Source organism: Streptomyces sp. NPDC059355, from assembly GCF_042752335.1.
Lineage (GTDB): Bacteria > Actinomycetota > Actinomycetes > Streptomycetales > Streptomycetaceae > Streptomyces.
The window spans coordinates 60307-76913 of record NZ_JBHYXN010000042.1 but is presented as its reverse complement, the minus strand read 5'-3'; the positions used below and the strand labels follow the sequence as shown (position 1 = coordinate 76913).

The following is a 16607-nucleotide window of genomic DNA, read 5'->3' as shown; positions in this document are numbered from 1 at the left end:
CACGATCCATGGCCGCGACTGACGTTTCCCCACGCCCAGACCAACGACCACCCGGACCGAAAGTCACATGATCAACAGCTTCTGTTAGGACCTCTTAGTGGGCCGTCGCCCAGCGCTGCAGGGCTTCCACGTCGCTGATGACGATCACCCGCCGCGCCGTTTCGACCAACCCGGCGGCCCGCAGCTGCCCCAACCCGCTGATGACCGCATTGCGTGTCACGCCGATCGCCTGCGCGACCTCTTCCTGGTTCAACCCCGTCAGCCGGACGGGGCTGCTCCCGGGCATCTGATCAGTGAGCACGGCCAGCCTCAGCAGCGTTCGCGCCAGTCGCACGACCAAGGGCAAGGTCTGCAGTTCGGCTCGGTGGATGTCGGACTCGCGCATCCTGGCGAGCGCCTGGCGCATCAGATGCATGACCAGTCCGCGCTCCTCGACGAACTGGACGAAGCGCTGTGCGTCCAGAACGACTGCAGCGCAAGGCGTCAGGGCAACGACGTCCGCCGTCCGCGAGGTCCCGTTGAAGACCGAGACTTCCCCGAGGAGGTCCCCCGGCCCTCGAAACGCGAGCCACGTCCTGGCGCCATTCGGTTCCCGGCAAACCACCTTGGCCAACCCGGAGGTGAGAGCGAGGAGGTGCGTCCCCGGGGATCCCTGCCGCAGCATCACGCTGCGCTCGGAGTACATCCTGGTCACGCCTTGACTGCGCAGGTCACGCCAGACTTCATCGGACAGCACGCGTCGCCTTCCCATCACGCCCGCACTGGTGCACATCGGACCCACGAGTTGTACGCCGATGTTGCAGGCGGCATCGACGATCAGGGGACGTTGGCCGAAAGCGATCGTGGCGGTCCGGCGCAGCTCGCTGCCTAGCCGCGAGCGCTGGCCCCTGCCCTTGGTGAAGATGGGCAGTGGCTCGTCGTAGCCTTTGGCGATTCGGCCAAGCACCCGAAGAGGACGCGAAGCTTTCGCCACTACGTCGGCGATGGTGGCCGAACACAGCAGAGAAACGGCGACAGATATCGGTTCGCAGCATGCCCTGCACACATGTGGGACAGTCTCGCGAGCGCCGAACGGCGGGCAGACGTGGCGGGAGATGGACTGGGCGCCCTCCGGTGACCTCCGGCCCGGGTCGGGGCGGTTGGGTCCGGGAACAGCCTGGGATCTCGGTGCAGTGCATATGGGGAGTACGGGACTTGTGCGCCGCGTGGAGTACGGACACGTCCCGGATGGGAGACCTGGCCCGCGAGCATCGACACCGCGTGCAAACGCAGCGCGCCTCGCTCACCACCCGTCCGATGAGGTGCAGGTCAGACGGACGTTCGACAGTATCCGGCCGGCCGCCGAGGATACGGTCGACCTCACCACAGACCTGCCCGTCGAGGTCCGAGTCGGTCGCGAGTTCATTGACGGCCCACATGCAAGTGGTCGCTATGTTCTCTGAGGTAGCGAGGAGGAAGGTGAACACCTGGTCGGAGACCCGTACCGGGCCCCGCTAATCGGAACGGATCCCCGGTATCCATCCACCTCCCAGCGGGCTTTCGCCGACAGACAACCACCCGAATCTGCTGTGCGCGCGATTCCAGCCTTGCTAGCTTTCCACTGTCACAGTCTCGCCAGGGGAAAGGTAAAGTGGCAATGAGCCCCACGATCCGGGTGGACGACGAGGTCTACGAAGAGCTGCAGAACCGGGCGAAGCCCTTCGTCGACACTCCGAACAGCACCCTGCGCCGGGTCCTCGGCCTCCCAGAGAGAGCGACGCAATCCGGGAGCACAACCACGGAGTCCCCATCACCAGAGGCCGCGCTTCGCCCTCTTCTGACGGACCGGCGACTTCGCCCCGGGCAGCGGCTGGTCTGGCGGCGGCGCAACCTCAACCAGGTGCACTACGTGGAAGTGCTCGCGAGCGGGGCGCTCCAGCTCGAGGACGGTTCCGTGCACGGCACCCCCTCGGGCGCGGCGACTGCACTCGCAGGCAACTCCCAGAACGGCTGGACAGCCTTCACCACCGAGGACGGCATCCTGTTGAGGGACCTGCGATGAGCACGCGCAGCGCGGTTCCCCGGACCTACGATGTCACGACTACCGGAGGTGGATCATGTCAGGCGTAACCAAGCCGAAGGTCGGTCGCGTAGCTCCGCTGGAGCTGGTCGAATGGGCCCAGAGCGGGCGCATCCGAATCCCGCGCTTCCAGCGTTCGTACCGCTGGGAGGCCTCCGACTCCGAACGACTCTTCGACAGCATCCTGCGCGGCTACCCCATCGGCAACCTGCTGATGTGGCGCAAGCCCGCCCCCGCCGCCGAGATCACCTTGGGGGAGCTCCGGTTCGACGCCCCCGAACGATCCGACGCGTTGTGGGTGGTCGATGGACAGCAGCGGCTGACCACGCTCATCGGAGCGCTCACGGCATCCGAACATACGGTGGACCGTCGGTTCCGGATCTTCTACGACCTGCGGGAGAGCGACGCCCGCAAGCGGTTCCTGTCGGCGCCGCACTCCCAGAACCCGCGTGATCACTGGCTCCCGGTCTGGGTCGCCGGCGACAACCGGCGACTAATCGCCTGGCAGCGTGAACGGCCGTGGCTAACCAGCGAGGAGTACGACCTCTGCGATTCAGTGGCCACTGCCATCCGTACGTACGAGATCCCCATGTATGAGATCGAAGGTGACGACGAGCAGGCGCTGCGAGAGATCTTCGACCGGATGAACACCTTCGGCAAAACCCTGAAGAGAGCCGAGATCTTCCAGGCGCTACATTCCACTCCACTCGACGTGCAGCCGTCCGACCTCGACGCACTGCGTGATCGCGTCACAGCCCTCGACTTCGGAGACTTCAGCCCCCAGATGCTCATGCAAAGTGTCATGGCAGTGCGTGGAGGGCAGGTGGACCGGGACTTCCGGCAGGAGTTCAAGGACGACGAGGACCGGCAGCAGGCCTTCGGCTGGACCGAGAAGGCTCTGCGCCTTGTGGTCGACTGGCTGCGCAACGAGGCCGGAATTCCGCACCTGCGCCTACTCCCCTACGCCCTCTACGTGCCCGTGCTCACCCGCTACGCCGCCCTGTTCGGGCGCCCGGACGGACGAGGCGGAGAGCTCTTGCGCAGATGGGTCTGGCGGGGCGCCGTGGTCGGCGCGGCCCCGCAGGGGAACACTGTGGCCTTGCGGCGCAACGCCAGCGCTGTCCATGACGACCCTGTCGCCAGTGCCACGCGGATACTGAAACTACTGCCGGTAGGTGGAGAGCTCTGGAAACCGGATCTGACGCAGACAGCCCTGAACAGAGCCCAGGCGAAGATCAACGTACTTGGTCTCCTGTCAGCTCATCCTGTCCTCCTGGCGCAGGCCGTAGATTCCGACGGCAACCACTACCCAGTGGGCACTCGGCTCGACGACTCCCGCCTGCTGACGGACATGCTCAATAGCGGGGGCTCACCACTGCAGTCCCTCGTATCCGGTGACCGGACCATGGCAGGCAAGCTGCTGCATCCGGCGAACAAGACGGGGTTCGACTTCCTCTCCGAGGCTTGGGACGAATCAGTCCTTCGGTCGCATTGCATGGACGAACGGTGTGCAGAACTGCTCGACTTGGAAGATGTCGACGGGTTCCTGGCACGCCGCGCAGCGATCACCGTCGGGATCATCTCCGATCACGTGCAGCGCATGGCCCTGTTCGGATTTTCCGACGGGCCCGCGGCCGAGGCCCTGTTCGACGAGAACCTGTGGGGAGACACCACTGATGCAGCGTGATGTGACCGCAACGGTCTTCCTGGGAGACCGCCGCATCGGCGTGCTGGGCTACCACAAGGGCAACACGTGGTTCGAGTACACGGACCTGACAGCCGTTCACCCGGTCTTCGGACAAGGCTTCGAACGCGATCCACGCAAACGCCGGACAGCGAGTGGCAGCGTGCCGGAATGGTTCGCGAACCTGCTCCCAGAACAGGGCAGCGGGCTCCGTCGGCTGGTGGCCACCGAGCTGGGGAAGCAGCGAATTCACGACTTCGTACTGCTGAACCATTTCGGCGAGGATCTGCCCGGAGCGGTACGCGTAGTGCCGGACACGCCGCTAGACGGCCTCCCCGAACACGATCAGCCCGAGAGGTGCAGCCATGACCATGCGCTGCGCTTCTCGCTGGCCGGCGTGCAGCCCAAGTTCTCGATGCGTTTCGAGGGCAAGGCCCTAGTGCTTCCCACTACCGGTAGTGGCGGAGACTGGATCGTGAAACTCCCTGACGAGCGCTTCCCGTCCGTCCCTGCCAATGAATTCGCCATGCTGCACTGGGCGGCTCTGTCAGGCATTGATGTGCCTGAGGCTTCCCTTGTGCCCGGCTCAAAGGTCAACAATCTGCCCGATGGGTTGGCCGATCCCTCGGAGCCCGTGCTCGCAGTTCGCCGCTTCGATCGGACAGGCGAGGGCCGAGTCCATCAGGAAGACTTCGCGCAGGTGCGCGAGGTAGCCACCGACTCCAAGTACGACCGGGCCAATTACGAGGGACTCGGCCGTGTCGTCAGCGCAGTCTGCCCGACCGAGGACGTCGTCGAGTATGTGCGGCGGCTCGTCGCCATGATTGCAATGGGCAATGCGGACGCACACCTAAAGAACTGGACATTGCGATACCCAGGCGGCAGGCAGGCCCGGCTCTCACCGGCATACGACCTGGTCTGCATCGCCGCATACCCGAGGGCTGATCAGAAGCTGGCCTTCCCCTTGGGCGGAACCACAAGTTCCGACCTCATTACACTCGACAGCTTTCGCGCCATGTCGCAGTCACTCAGGCTTCCCGCGGAACAGATCGCCTCGACGGTACAGGAAACCATCGAAGCCCTGGCCACCGCCTGGCCTCAAGTCAAGCGGGATTGCCCCGTTCCTGGCATGGTCAGCGAGGCAATCGACGAACGCCTTGCGGTGCTGCCCCTGATGCGCCCCTGACATGGATGAACTATGAAGCCGAGCGGCGCCGAAGGTCGATGCCCTTGTTCCAGGCCTTGTTGCCACCGCCCGTCGGGCACTGTGTTACTGGGGCCTGTTAGGTGTAGACGTAGGCGAGTTCGTGTAGCCCATCGGTGTCAATCAATCCGATCTCCAGCTCCTCGGGGGCTCCTGGAGTTCCGTACGACAGGACCTGCCTGCGACAACGGTCAGCGCCCGAACACCGCGCATCCACTACGTCGCGCAGCCGACCCGCTGCCTGGATCGGGCTCCCCACCACCGGCAACTTACCTTCGGAGGAAGCCGCGACTGGGGAGAATCTGGGGAGAACGGAGGCCCGTTGGGGAGCGGCTGGGGAGGATCGGCCGTACAAACGGGCAGCACGGTGAAAGGGTCGGAAAGGCCGATCGTCGCAGGTCGGACCGTCCGTTCGGGCGATTCCCGCAGGTCAGCGCTGTGAGGGTGACGACTTCAAGAAGATCTCCTCGTGGGCCGCCATCCTCTTCGCCCCCACACTGGTGGGCGCGATCTACGGCATGAACTTCGAGGTCATGCCGGAATTGCACTGGGCGGCGGGGTACCCCTTCGCCGTGGCCCTCATGGCGGCGGTTTGCCTCAGTCTGTACCTGATTTTCAAACGCCGGGACTGGCTCTAGACCCAGCTGCGGTCGGTGTCGTGCGGCCGGCACAGCACCGCCGGCGCATCGAGCACGGCGTACCGCCCCTCGCGGTTTGGGCCTGCACTCGTCCTCCCTGTCGCCGCGACGTGCCCACACCGGCACCAACCCGGCCAAGCCCTACTTGTGACGGTTGGATACGCGAGCGCACCAGAGACTCCCGTGACGGCCGGTCAGTCAATTGGCCCAGGCGGCTCGCGGGACACTGGGCACGTCCTGGCCTGAATCCGAGTAATTCGCCAGAATCCCCCCATGTCGGTTCGTGTCCACCGAGAGGGCCTTGCGTCGATGTCCCACAGCCTGCCGCCCCGGTGGCGTCCTCGCCGGTTGATTGCCGCGCTCCTCGGCGGCCTGGTCGGCGTCACCCTGGTGACCAGCCCCGCCCGCGCCGATGTGGGGGACGTGACCGAGTACCCGATCACCACCGCCGCCGACACCTTCCCCGCCGGGATCACCACAGGGCCCGACCGGGCCCTGTGGTTCGCAGAGTCGAACTCCAACAAGATCGGGCGGATGACGACCGGCGGGTCCGTCACCGACTTCCCCATTCCGACCGGCAACAGTTTTCCGTTCGATATCACGACGGGCCCCGACCGAGCGCTGTGGTTCACCGAAGGCACCGGCAACAAGATCGGGCGGATCACCACCAGCGGGAACATCACCGAGTTCCCGCTGCCGACGGCGAACAGCTTCCCGACCGGGATCGCGCTGGGGCGTGACGGCGCTCTGTGGTTCACCGAAGGCAGCGGCAACAAGATCGGGCGGATCACCACCAGGGGCAGGGTGACCGAGTACCCGGTGCCCACGGCGGACAGCTTCCCGTACCACATCGCCGCCGGACAGGACGGCAACCTGTGGTTCACCGAGGAGATCAGCGGAAAGATCGGGCGGATCGGCCTGTCCGGCCGCATCACCGAGTTCCCGCTGCCGAGCGACTTCGACTTCCCCTTCGGGATCACCGCCGGTCCCGGTGGGATGTGGTTCACCGCGCCCGGGGCCAACGCGATCGGGCGGATCACCTTCGCAGGGCAGATCAGAGAGTTCCCGCTGCCGACTCCGGACGGCGGCCCGGACGGGATCACCAAGGGCCCGGACGGACACCTCTGGTTCGCCGAGCAGTCCGGCCGGATCGGGCGGGCCACGCCATCCGGAAAGATCACCGAGTTTCCCGTGCCGGACGGAGCGAACAGGCTGCCCTTCCAGATCACGGTCGGCCCCGACCACAATCTGTGGTTCACCGAACTCTTCGGCAACGCCGTCGGACGCGTGCAGGCCCTTCCCGGCACCGGTACGGCAAAGCCCCACCCCAACCGCCCGGTACGCCATGACCAGGGGCGTGTCCCTCCGCTCCACCTTCCGTTCCGGCCGGTGGCAGGCGTGTGGACATCGACCGGCTCCACTCTTCCGAAGGGGTGACCATCGCCGGCGATCGGAGCCCGTCCCAGCACCTCGCGGACGGCAGGTCACCTTCTGGTGCACACCTCCGCTGCCGCGCCGGAACTGGGCCGGCGCGCCCTCGGAGTGGGCTTCGCCTACGAAAGCGAACGCCACCGCTGCTCCGACTCGCTTCCACTGCGTAGCGCAGCCCGCCGCGATGCCTGGATCGGGCTCGGGACGCCGTACCCGCGGTGTGGGGAGAGGTGCGGGAGTCAGCAGGGTGGGGACGAGCCCTTCTGGCGGGTGAGGTCGCGGTTGTACAGCCAGCCGGTCGTGTTCGTTCCGTCCACGCGCACGAACGTCCACTGGTTTCCGTACGAGTTGACGACGTAGCACTCGTACCAGAGCTTCGTGCCGTTCTTGACCAGGGCGCCGGCGGGGCACGGCTGGTACGGCGCGGTCAGCAAGTGGTGGTCGCCGGAGATGTAGCCGTAGGAGCCCGGCTTCGGGTCGCTGTGGGTCCAGCCGGCGCAGCCCGTCGGTACGGGGCTCGGCTGCGCCGGGGCGGGCGAGGACCCCGTGGAAGGCGAGGCCGCGCCCCGCTGTCCCTCGGACGGCGGCGTCGGGGCAGCGGCCCGCACCCGGGCTTCGCCGCCCGAGGTCACGGCGTAGGTGACACCGCCGGCGGCGAGTACGGCGACGGCCGCGGCGGCCAGAGCGACGCGGCCGCGCCGCCCGGCCCGGTCCGCGGCGGCCGAGCCGGCCCGCGCGGCCGTGAGCGGTTGAGCCGGCGGGTAGGCCGGTGCGTGGGGGTGCGGGAACGATTCACCGCCGAACGGAGGCGGGGGTCCGAAGCCGGGAGCCGGGGCGGCGGGCGCGAGCACGGACGGCGCGAGCACGGACGGCGCCTGCACGGACGGAGCGGTCGGGGTCGGCCCGATCGGGGTCGGCGGGACGGTGGGGGCCGCCGCCGCAGGAGCCTGCGGGGCCGGAGCCTGAGCCGCGGGCGGCGCTGCCGGAGACTGCGCCGCGGGGGCCGCCGCAGGGGCCGCCGCGCCGGCCGCCACCGCCTCCAGCAGCGCGCGGGCCTGGTCGGCGGTGGGCCGGCGCTCCGGCTCCTTCGCCATCAGCGCCAGCAGCACGGGCCCGAGCGGTCCCGCCCGCCGGGGCGCGGGCAGCGGTTCGGCGACGATCGCGGCCAGCGTGGACCACACGGAGGTGCGGCGGAACGGCGAGACGCCCTCCACCGCCGCGTACAGGGTCATCCCGAGCGACCAGATGTCCGAGGCCGGGCCGGGCTCCCTGCCCTGCGCGCGCTCCGGCGGCAGGTAGTCGAGCGAGCCGACGAGCTGGCCGCTGCGGGTCAGCTTCGCCATCTCCTCGTCGCCGGAAGCATGCATGGTGGCGATGCCGAAGTCGGTCAGCACGACCCGGCCGCCCCGCTCCACCAGCACGTTGCCCGGCTTCACGTCCCGGTGCAGGATGCCGGCCCTGTGCGCGGCGTTGAGCGCGCCCATCAGCTTCGCGCCGATCGCGGCGGCCTCGTACGGGTCCAGTGCGCCGCGCTCGGTCAGCACCTCGTCGAGCGAGGGCCCGTCGACGAGCTCCATCACGATGACCGGCAGCCCCTGCTCCTCGGTCACGTCGTACACCGTGACCACGCCGCCGTGCCGGATGCGCGCGGCGGCCTGCGCCTCGCGCTGCATCCGGCTGCGCATGTCGGCCAGTTCGGCGGGGCTCGCGTCGGTGTAGACCCGCAGCACCTTGACGGCGACCTCCCGGCCCAGCGCCTCGTCGACCGCCCGCGCGACCACTCCCATGCCACCGCGGCCGACCAACTCGGTCACCCGGTAGCGCCCCCCGAGTACCTTGCCGACCAGGTAGCCGCCCTTCGCTTGCCCTGATGGCACCGGCACCGCACGCTCCGTTTCCTCACCGGCCGTCCGTCGACGGCCTGACGGGACCCAAGCGTAAAGGCATGATCGTCCGGGGAAAGCGGCCCGGCCGCCGGCGCGGGAGGGCGCTACTCGGGGTCGGCGGTCGTGATTTGTTCGAGGAGGTCGGTGTACAGGGAGCGTCTGTCGGGGCGGGCGTGGGCGGCGGCGTGTCTGAGCGCGGGGATCGAGGAGGGTCCCATGGCGGTGAGCCCCTCGGCCGCGGCCTTGCGGACGGTGGGGTGGGGGTGTTCCAGCAGCCCGGTCAGGGCGGGGACCGCGGGTGCCCAACTCGCGTGGGAGAGGGTCCGGATCGCCGTGCGCACCAGGTCCGGCTGCGGATCGTCCAGCAAGATCGACGTGTGGTGCAGATGGGTGTGCCGGTCCAGCATGGCCCGCGAGGTCCGGTGGGCGTGGAGGCGGACGCTGGGCCTGGGGTGGCGCAGCAGCTCACCGATCAGGTCGCGCAGGCCGGGGTCCTGGTCGGGTTCAGGGCCGCCGTGTCCCTCGGCCAGTCGCGCGAGTGCCCGGCGTATCCGCGTCGGGTCGCCGGTACGGGCCTGGTCCAGCAGTTGGCGCCGGGACGGGGGTCGTGACGCTTCCGTCGACGCGGCCGGGGCGCGGTCACGGAGCGCCGCCAGCGCGGCGGCGTCCTGCCGTGCGGCGTCCGGGCGGCGCAGCGGACCGTCGACGAGGAGCAGTCCGTCGGCGAGGTCGTCGCGTCCTTCGGCACGCAGCCGCCGGCAGGTCCGCGTCAGCGCGGGGGTGCACAGCAGGGGACGACCGCGGAGCAGGTCGAGGAACCCCCAGGCGCCGGCGTCGAGCCGGCCGCCGAGGTGCTCCGCCAGCGCGTCGGGGGGGACTTGGCGCAGCGCCCGCCCGGCTGCGGAGCTGCTGGACGGCGGGTCGTGCTCCCACCAGTCGAGCAGGAGGGGGACCAGCGGTTCCAGGTCCCACGGGTCGAGCCTGCTCGCCACGAGGGCGACCCTGTCGTGCAGGACGCCGTCCGCGCGGAGTTCCGCCTCGCCGATGGCGTTCAGCGTGCGGGCCAGGTCGGCGCCGACGGGTATGTCGATGCGGCCGTGCAGAAACGCTCGGAGCACGGCCAGCCCGGTCTCGGGCTCGGGCCACTCCAGGAGGGCCAGGGCCGCGGTGCGGCGGTGATCCGGCGCGGATGCCCGCAGCATGGCCAGCAGGCGCTCCCGCAGTGCGGTCGAACGGGGCTGGTCGAGGTCGTCGGCGCGCACCGCCCGCGGTCGCGGCGCCGTCGCGTGCGCCGTCGCGTGCGCGGCCTCGGCGATGGTCCAGGGTGGTGCGTCGAGCGGCTGGATGTCCGTCATCCAGTCGACGAGGGCGGGGCGGACCTCGGGGCCGGCCGAGGTGTATACGTCGATCAGTGCGCTCAGGCGCTCCCGGGAGCCCGGAACGCCCTCGTGGGTCATACGGAGTCGGCGCAGCCGCTCCGGGGCGCTCGGCGCGCGCACGGCCGCCTCCAGCGCGGCTCGCCACGCGTCGGCCGCGGCTCCGGCATCGGCCCCGGCATCGGCCGCCCGGGTGGCGGCAGGGGGTCGCGGGGCGCCGAACGCCTCCCGCAGTACGGCGGTCTCGGCCTGCCAGGGGTCGGCGCCCAGCCGGGCCGAAGCGAGCGCCCGCTCGAGGTCGGCGCGGACCGGCACCGCGCCGAGGCCGCGGAGCAGCGTCGGTACGGACCCGCTCCCGGGGGCGGGGGGGGGCAGCGCGCGTACCGCCTCGGCGACAGCCGGCTTCAGAGCCTCCGGGACGGCAGGCGCAGCCGCTGCGAGTACCGCGATGAGGTCGTGCCGCTCTGCCGCCGAGGCCTCGTCGAGCACGTCGAGGCCGGCGAGCCCGTCTAGCAGGACCGCGTTGGACCGGGCGAAGGCCGTCAGCTCCCCGGTCGTCCACGGTGCGGGGCAGAGCCGCAGGACGAGGCGCAGTACGCGGCCTCGTACGGCGGGTTCGGAGCCGGCCAGGCGGAGCCAGTCCGCCAGCATGGGCCGCAGCACCCGCAGCCGGGCGGGGTGCGTCCGCTCGTGCCGTTCGGCCACGCGCAGCGCGACCGACGGGTTCCAGCCCCGCACCGTCAGCGACCTGACGTCCGGGTCCGCTCCGAAGTCCGGCGCCGGCTCCGGCGCGGTCGGCGGGGTGATCCCGTGCCGGGCCATGGCCGGCGCCAGCTCCTCGACCGTCCCGGAGGCGAGGCCGACCCGGCCGGCCGCCACCAGGGCGAGCAGGGTCGGTGCGACCCGCGACGCCTGGTCGTCCAGTGCGAGGACCGAGCGCGCCGCCAGCGTGCGGTCGAGGCCCGACAGCAGCAGTTCGCGGGCCCGGCCGTCCTCGCCGTGTTCGGCGGCGGCGAGGACGGTCGCCTGGTACGCGTCGCCGAGGACGGCGCGCAGCGCCTCGATGAGCGAACCCCGCAGGCCCGGGTTGTCGTGGCTCCCGAGCCGGCGGAGCAGTGCCGGTACCACTGCGGGCGTGCCCACTCGGACCAGCACCTCGGCGGCGGTCTTCTTGATGTTCATGTTCGGATGGTCGAGACATGCGGCGATCGCGGTGGAGGCCCAGCGGGCCCGCGCGTGGCCGAGTGCGAGCAGCGCCTGCCGGACCGTCTGGACGTCCTGGGCGGCGGTCAGCGCGATCAACGTCGCCGACAGCGCCTGCGCGTCGTCCCCGGTGGCGTCGCGGGCGAGCAACGCGATCACGTGCTTGCGCACGTGCCGGTCGCGGTGGCGCAGCAGGCGGTGCGCCCGCGCGCGGGTACCCGCGTAGGGGGCTCGGAGCAGGAGCTCGAGCAGGATCGTCTGCTCGGCGCCCGACAGTCCGGGCCGGTCCAGCAGATCCAGGGCCACGGTCGCGACCAGTGCGTGGCCCGCCTCCGGGGCGGTCGCCGCGTCGAGCAGGCAGGACGGCCTGATCCGTCCCCGCTCGTGGAGGCGGCGGCCCAGGCCCTGGAGGGCGTCCAGGATCTCCTGGGGTACGACGGGCTCCCCGGCCGGCCGGCCGCCGGCGCGTCGCGGGGAGGCTCCGCCCGTCTCCCGGGCCTGCGCCAGCTCGGCCACGACGCGCAGGAGCAGGTCCGTGATGGCCGGCACCGTGCCGGCGCTGCCGTGCGCGGCCAGTCTGCACAGTGCCGCCGCCGGTTCGTCCGGGTCCAGGTGGGAACTCAGGAGGGCCAGTTCCCGCTCGTCCGGGCCACCGAGATCCGTCGCGATGCGGGCCGGCAGATCGGCGGGATCGAGACGGACGAGGAGGGCACGCCGCCGTGACGGATCGTCGGTCAGATGCCACAGCACCTCGAGGGCGCGGCTGCGCACCGCGCGCAGATGCGGCGCGATCACGCCCACGCTCTCTGCCCCGGCGAGACCGAGCCCCTCCCTCAACGCCGCCGTGGTCCGGTGTCCTCCGATGGCCTCCAGTGCCTCCAGGGCCGCTGCGGGGGCGGACGGCAGGAGAGCGATCACGGCGTCTTCGGCCTCCACGTGGCGCAATGCGCGGATCGCGTCGAGGAACGGCCCCGGCGCGGGGGCCGAGGGAAGAGCCCGTGTGATCGCGTCGCCGATCGGCAGCTCCCCCGTCCCCTGCCCGGCGAGGGCGACCAGCAGAGCGAGCCGCCGCGGCCAGCTCGGATCGTCGGCGTCCGCATCGAGCAGTACGCGGAACATCGCCTGCCGGCAGGTGAAAAGGATCGTGGCGATCTCGTGGGGCGGGATCGAGTGATCGGCCAGCGCCAGGCCGATGAGGGCCGGGACGTGTGGTGCGTCGGGGAAGTGCCCGCGCCGGTGGAGCCCGCGCAGGCAGGCCACCGCCGGCCCGCCGAACAGCAGAGGGTCCCGTGCGGCGACGGCCGTCAATGCGCCGATGTCACCGCGGTCCGCCAGGTCACCGAGCAGTTCCATCCCGCGCCGGCGAAGACGCGGCGGCAGATCCGGACCGTCGACGACCTGGCGCAGCAGGCCGCGGTGCCCGTGACGGGCGGCAGCCGCGATGGCGGCATCGGCCACCTCGGGCCTTGTGGTCACCGCATCGGCGGTGAGGAAGGGAGAGAGACGCCCCGGCGGCAGGGGTTCCGACGCGGCCCACGGTTCGGCGAGTTCACCCAGTACGGCGGCGGCGAGGTCCGCGCTGTCGGCGCCGAGCAGCCTGATCGCGTACCCGCGAACCCGCGCGGGAGCGAGCAGCCCGGCGTGCAGCCCCTGCCGGGCCAGCCGCAGCGCCGCTGCCTGCAGCACCGGATCACCGCTGTCCACCAGCTCGTTCACGAGCTGCTCGGGCCGGTGCGCACAGGTGACGGTCAGTTCCCGCACGGCCTGGTACAGCAGTTCACCCGCGGGCTCCTTGCGGATCACCGTCGGCTCGTTCAGGAGCTCGGCGCGCAGCCAGGCGATCCGCACCCGTACCGGCAGCTCGGCCGTACGCCATGACGGCCGGCGGAGCCCGCGGCGATACGGGCCCAGTCGTTCATGGAGCCGCGCCAGGACGAGCGCCGCCTCCGGCGGTCCCTCCACCGCTGTCGGCAGCAGCCCCGCGAGCTCGGCCGTCTCCTGCTCGTCGCCCGGCCGGCCCGAGGTGACGCGCTCGTTCAGAAGGACCAGCCCCAGGTACCGCAGGCGGGGATCGTCGTGGCGGACGAGGAGCCGGAAGACGGCCGGCGGGCAGTGCCGCGCGTCCGGATGGCCGGCCAGCCGGTCGACGTCGGCCCGCCGCAGCGCGTCGTGGAACGGTTCGTCCGCCGGCGTGATCATCGTCGGATGCTAACGGGGCCGTCCCCCGCCCCACCAGCGAGATCCTCCCGGTGCGCCCCGCATCCGTGGCTGCGCCGGCGTGTGCACGATCCCGTATGCCGTCTTCACGACGCACGGCCGGCCGCGGGCGCCGGTGTGCCTCCCGCCGCGTCGTGCCATGCCGCCAGGTGTTCCCGTGCCGCCGTCTCGGCGCTCCGTATCGCCGACGCCGGCAGGGGGACGCGGCACATGCCGTCGAGGGTGTCCAGCATGCGGCCGGCGAACCGCAGGCCGAGCGGGGTGAGTCGGCCGGAGTCCAGGATCACGGCCGTCGCCTCCCGGGCCCCGGAGCGCCAGCGGGCGAAGCGGGTGTGCGCGAGGGCCCGCAGTGCCGGGTCCGGTTCCGTCTCCCCCGCCTGCCCCAGAACTGGGCGACCGCCAGGTGCGCGTACGCCCCGTGGAAGAGGCCGAGCAGCGGGCGGGGGTCGGGACGCCACGGCGCGTAGTACCGCTCCTGGCGGCCTTGCGGTCCCTCCTCGAACAGGTCGAAGAGGTGCAGCAGCGCCGCGAACTTGTTGTGCTGCATCTCGTGCGCCATCGTCACCGCGAGGACGGTGCCGCTCGGCGGCAGCGACAGCGCCATGGAGCCGAAGGTCTCCGCGCTGCTGCCGCTGACGATGCCCCGGGCCGGGGCGCGCAAGGGCACCAGGAGCCAGGGCCCGGCGGCCAGTTCGGCGTAGGCCTGCGGATGGTCGGCGCGCAGCAGCGCGCAGGCCGCCTTCGCCCGCGCCGCCCAGCGGTGCGCCTCGTCGGCGTCGGGGTGGGCCGCGCGCCCCGCGGCCGCCGGGAAGGACGGCGGATCGAGGGAGTCGAGGGCGAGAGCGGCGCCCGTGTCGAAGGCGGCCAGCAACCGCGCCCCCCGCCAGCGGTCGCCGCCGCCGCCGCGGTACGGATCGCCCGCCACCGGCACCGGAGCCTGCGGGACCGGGGCGTCCGGGACCGCGATCGAGGCCCGGCCTTCGCTGCCCACGCGCAGCTCGACGTGGTCCCCGGAACGGGCGCCGGGGAAGTGGGCCCGGCCGAGCGAGGGCAGTGGCACCCAGGGGCCCGGCCCCGCCAGCGGCCATCGCGCGCGGGCGGGGACCCGGGCGCGCACCGCCGCCGCGGCGGCGAGCGCCGTGAGCAGGTGCACGGGGGCATCGGCTCCCCCGGGCCGCCGCGTCAGGTGGGCGAGCAGGCCGACGAGCGCGGGACCCGCCGCCGGGTGCGTCAGGACGGCCCTCGCGGCGTCGGGGTCCGCCCGGTGGACCGTCTCCAGCAACTCCCAGGCGCTCTGCACCCTCTGGGCGACCGCACCGCCGGCCTCCCGGGCGGCGGTGCGGATCGCGTACAGGCAGGCGAGACGCCGGCTGTGCTCGGCGCGGGCGAGCAGGCGCATCGCCTCCGCTCCGCCGCCGCCCGCGGCGATCGCGTCGAACAGTTCGCCGGGCAGACGGTGCGGCGACGGGGTCATACCGCCTCCGCCGGCACCGGCCGGGCGGAGGTCAGGCTCCGCACGTCCCCGGCCAGCCGTCCTCGTACCCGCCCGATCAGCGCCGTGAGGTCGGCGCAGTACACGCTGGGGTTGGCGAATCCGGTGTCGTGGCGGTAGCGGTTCGCGTAGTGGCCGCCGCCGCACACGGTGTGCAGCGGGCAGGCGCGGCACGCGGCGCACAGCCCGTCGGCGCCCCACTGTCGGGCCGCGACCCCGGGATGGGGCAGCAGCTCGTCCAGGGAGTGGCGCCACACGTCGAGCCCGGTGCGCGCCGCTCCCTGGTACGCGGTGCGCAGGGTGTCGTCCTGGGCGAGGGAGCCGTCCGTCTCCACCACCGCGTAGCGCACCGGGGCGAGCCCGAGGGCCTCCGTCTGCGGGGCGGCGCCGAGCAGGAGGGCCATGAGGTCGTCCAGGAGGCGGACGCCGGTCTCGCGCACCGGGGCGTCGTACCAGCGCTCGAAGACGGACCACAGCCAGTCCGCGTACGGGGTACGGCGTCCGGCGGGATCCACTCCGGGCGGCGGGGTGTGCCAATTGCCCAGCGGCAGCAGGAAGTCGACGGCGGGCGGGTGGTGGACGAGCAGTTCCTCGTACGTCCGCACGGGGTCGTTGCGCAGGTCGATCGTGCACAGCAGTGCGGCGAACAGCGGCCGGTAGCGGTCGGTGTCGAGCAGGCCCAGCGCGGCCTGGACCCGGGCGTGGCTGCCGCGGCCGTCGGCGCTCCGGCGGTGCCGGTCGTGGGCGGCGCGCCCGCCGTCGGTGCTCACCCCGATCCGGATGCCCAACTCGGCGCAGAGGTCGAGCCGTTCCCTGGTCAGCCGCACGCCGTTGGTCTGCAGGGCCAGGTGGAGCCGCACGCCCGCGCCGACCGTGGCGCGCAGCACCCCGGCGGTGCGGGCGAGCGCCTCGTCTCCGGCGAGGAGGGGTTCACCGCCGTGCAGGACGACGCCGGCCTCCGTCAGTCCGTGCGCGGCCAGGTGCTCGGCGATCCGCTCGGCCGTACGCGTGACGGTGGCCGGCGCCATGGCACGCGGCTGCTCACGCCAACTCTGGTCTTGCGAGCGGTACATGTAGCAGTAGTCACAGGCGAGGTCGCAGCGGCTGTGCACCTTGAGGACGAAGGAGTGGAACGGGCGCGGAACCCAGCCGGCCGCCTCACGGGCCAGCACGTCGGCGGCGCCCGGCCAGGGCGGCCGGCCCGGGCGCAGTGACGGTCGACTCATCCGCTCCCCCCCGAAAGCGTGCGCCGATCGGTCGCGCATCGGTACGTGCGCACTCCGTTCGTCCAGTATTTGGTTGGGGTGCGCCGACCGTCAACATCACGAACGAGCCAACGGGTGGCACTGGGGGCGGAGTTGGCGCAGTTCCGGCGCGTTCGGCGGTTGCCGCGGGGGCGAGGGGCGGCGCTACCCTG

10 protein-coding genes and 1 pseudogene are annotated in these 16607 nt (G+C 71.6%); 5 read left to right on the top strand and 6 right to left on the bottom strand.

Annotated features, from left to right (window positions below):
* Positions 1-94 precede the first annotated feature (94 nt).
* Positions 95-946: a Crp/Fnr family transcriptional regulator gene (locus ACFXGI_RS30645; protein ID WP_384713592.1), complete on the bottom strand. Its 852-nt coding sequence runs from the start codon at positions 944-946 to the stop codon at positions 95-97.
* Between the two features lie 690 nt (positions 947-1636).
* Here ACFXGI_RS30645 and ACFXGI_RS30640 point away from each other — a divergent pair.
* From ACFXGI_RS30640 to ACFXGI_RS30620, 5 genes and pseudogenes are all read left to right on the top strand, one after another.
* The gene (locus ACFXGI_RS30640; RefSeq protein ID WP_384713589.1) at positions 1637-2041 is read left to right on the top strand and encodes a hypothetical protein; all 405 of its coding nucleotides are present in this window, start codon (positions 1637-1639) and stop codon (positions 2039-2041) included.
* A 55-nt stretch (positions 2042-2096) separates the two neighbouring features.
* On the top strand, positions 2097-3746 hold the full coding sequence (locus tag ACFXGI_RS30635) for a DUF262 domain-containing protein (RefSeq protein ID WP_384713586.1): 1650 nt from the start codon (positions 2097-2099) through the stop codon (positions 3744-3746).
* The gene (locus ACFXGI_RS30630) at positions 3736-4929 is read left to right on the top strand and encodes a type II toxin-antitoxin system HipA family toxin (RefSeq protein WP_384713583.1); all 1194 of its coding nucleotides are present in this window, start codon (positions 3736-3738) and stop codon (positions 4927-4929) included. The genes ACFXGI_RS30635 and ACFXGI_RS30630 overlap by 11 nt, the downstream gene beginning before the upstream one ends.
* Positions 4930-5399: 470 nt before the next feature.
* Positions 5400-5585: pseudogene (locus ACFXGI_RS30625) on the top strand (CorA family divalent cation transporter); the annotation flags it as partial.
* Positions 5586-5933: 348 nt separating this feature from the next.
* Positions 5934-7022: a hypothetical protein gene (locus ACFXGI_RS30620; protein ID WP_384713581.1), complete on the top strand. Its 1089-nt coding sequence runs from the start codon at positions 5934-5936 to the stop codon at positions 7020-7022.
* Between the two features lie 233 nt (positions 7023-7255).
* Here the strand turns inward: ACFXGI_RS30620 and ACFXGI_RS30615 are convergent, their stop codons facing one another.
* The 5 genes from ACFXGI_RS30615 to ACFXGI_RS30595 form a co-directional block, all read right to left on the bottom strand.
* Positions 7256-8899 (bottom strand): serine/threonine-protein kinase, encoded by a 1644-nt coding sequence (locus ACFXGI_RS30615; RefSeq protein WP_384713578.1) that lies wholly within the window; start codon positions 8897-8899, stop codon positions 7256-7258.
* 107 nt (positions 8900-9006) lie between these two features.
* Positions 9007-13680 carry a HEAT repeat domain-containing protein gene (locus ACFXGI_RS30610; protein WP_384713575.1) on the bottom strand — a complete coding sequence of 1558 codons (4674 nt, stop codon included), beginning with the start codon at positions 13678-13680 and terminating at the stop codon, positions 9007-9009.
* A gap of 104 nt (positions 13681-13784) precedes the next feature.
* Positions 13785-13985: a hypothetical protein gene (locus tag ACFXGI_RS30605; RefSeq protein WP_384713572.1), complete on the bottom strand. Its 201-nt coding sequence runs from the start codon at positions 13983-13985 to the stop codon at positions 13785-13787.
* On the bottom strand, positions 13982-15172 hold the full coding sequence (locus ACFXGI_RS30600) for an aKG-HExxH-type peptide beta-hydroxylase (RefSeq protein WP_384713569.1): 1191 nt from the start codon (positions 15170-15172) through the stop codon (positions 13982-13984). Before ACFXGI_RS30600 ends, ACFXGI_RS30605 begins: the two co-directional genes overlap by 4 nt.
* Positions 15169-16416, bottom strand: a complete 1248-nt coding sequence (locus ACFXGI_RS30595) for an FxsB family cyclophane-forming radical SAM/SPASM peptide maturase (protein ID WP_384713566.1) — start codon at positions 16414-16416, stop codon at positions 15169-15171. Before ACFXGI_RS30595 ends, ACFXGI_RS30600 begins: the two co-directional genes overlap by 4 nt.
* Positions 16417-16607 lie beyond the last annotated feature (191 nt).

Coding starts and splice junctions, on each gene's coding strand:
- ACFXGI_RS30640 (WP_384713589.1), top strand. CDS start 1,637: ATGAGCCCCACGATCCGGGTGGACGACGAGGTCTACGAAGAGCTGCAG.
- ACFXGI_RS30635 (WP_384713586.1), top strand. CDS start 2,097: ATGTCAGGCGTAACCAAGCCGAAGGTCGGTCGCGTAGCTCCGCTGGAG.
- ACFXGI_RS30630 (WP_384713583.1), top strand. CDS start 3,736: ATGCAGCGTGATGTGACCGCAACGGTCTTCCTGGGAGACCGCCGCATC.
- ACFXGI_RS30610 (WP_384713575.1), bottom strand. CDS start 13,680: ATGATCACGCCGGCGGACGAACCGTTCCACGACGCGCTGCGGCGGGCC.
- ACFXGI_RS30600 (WP_384713569.1), bottom strand. CDS start 15,172: ATGACCCCGTCGCCGCACCGTCTGCCCGGCGAACTGTTCGACGCGATC.
- ACFXGI_RS30595 (WP_384713566.1), bottom strand. CDS start 16,416: ATGAGTCGACCGTCACTGCGCCCGGGCCGGCCGCCCTGGCCGGGCGCC.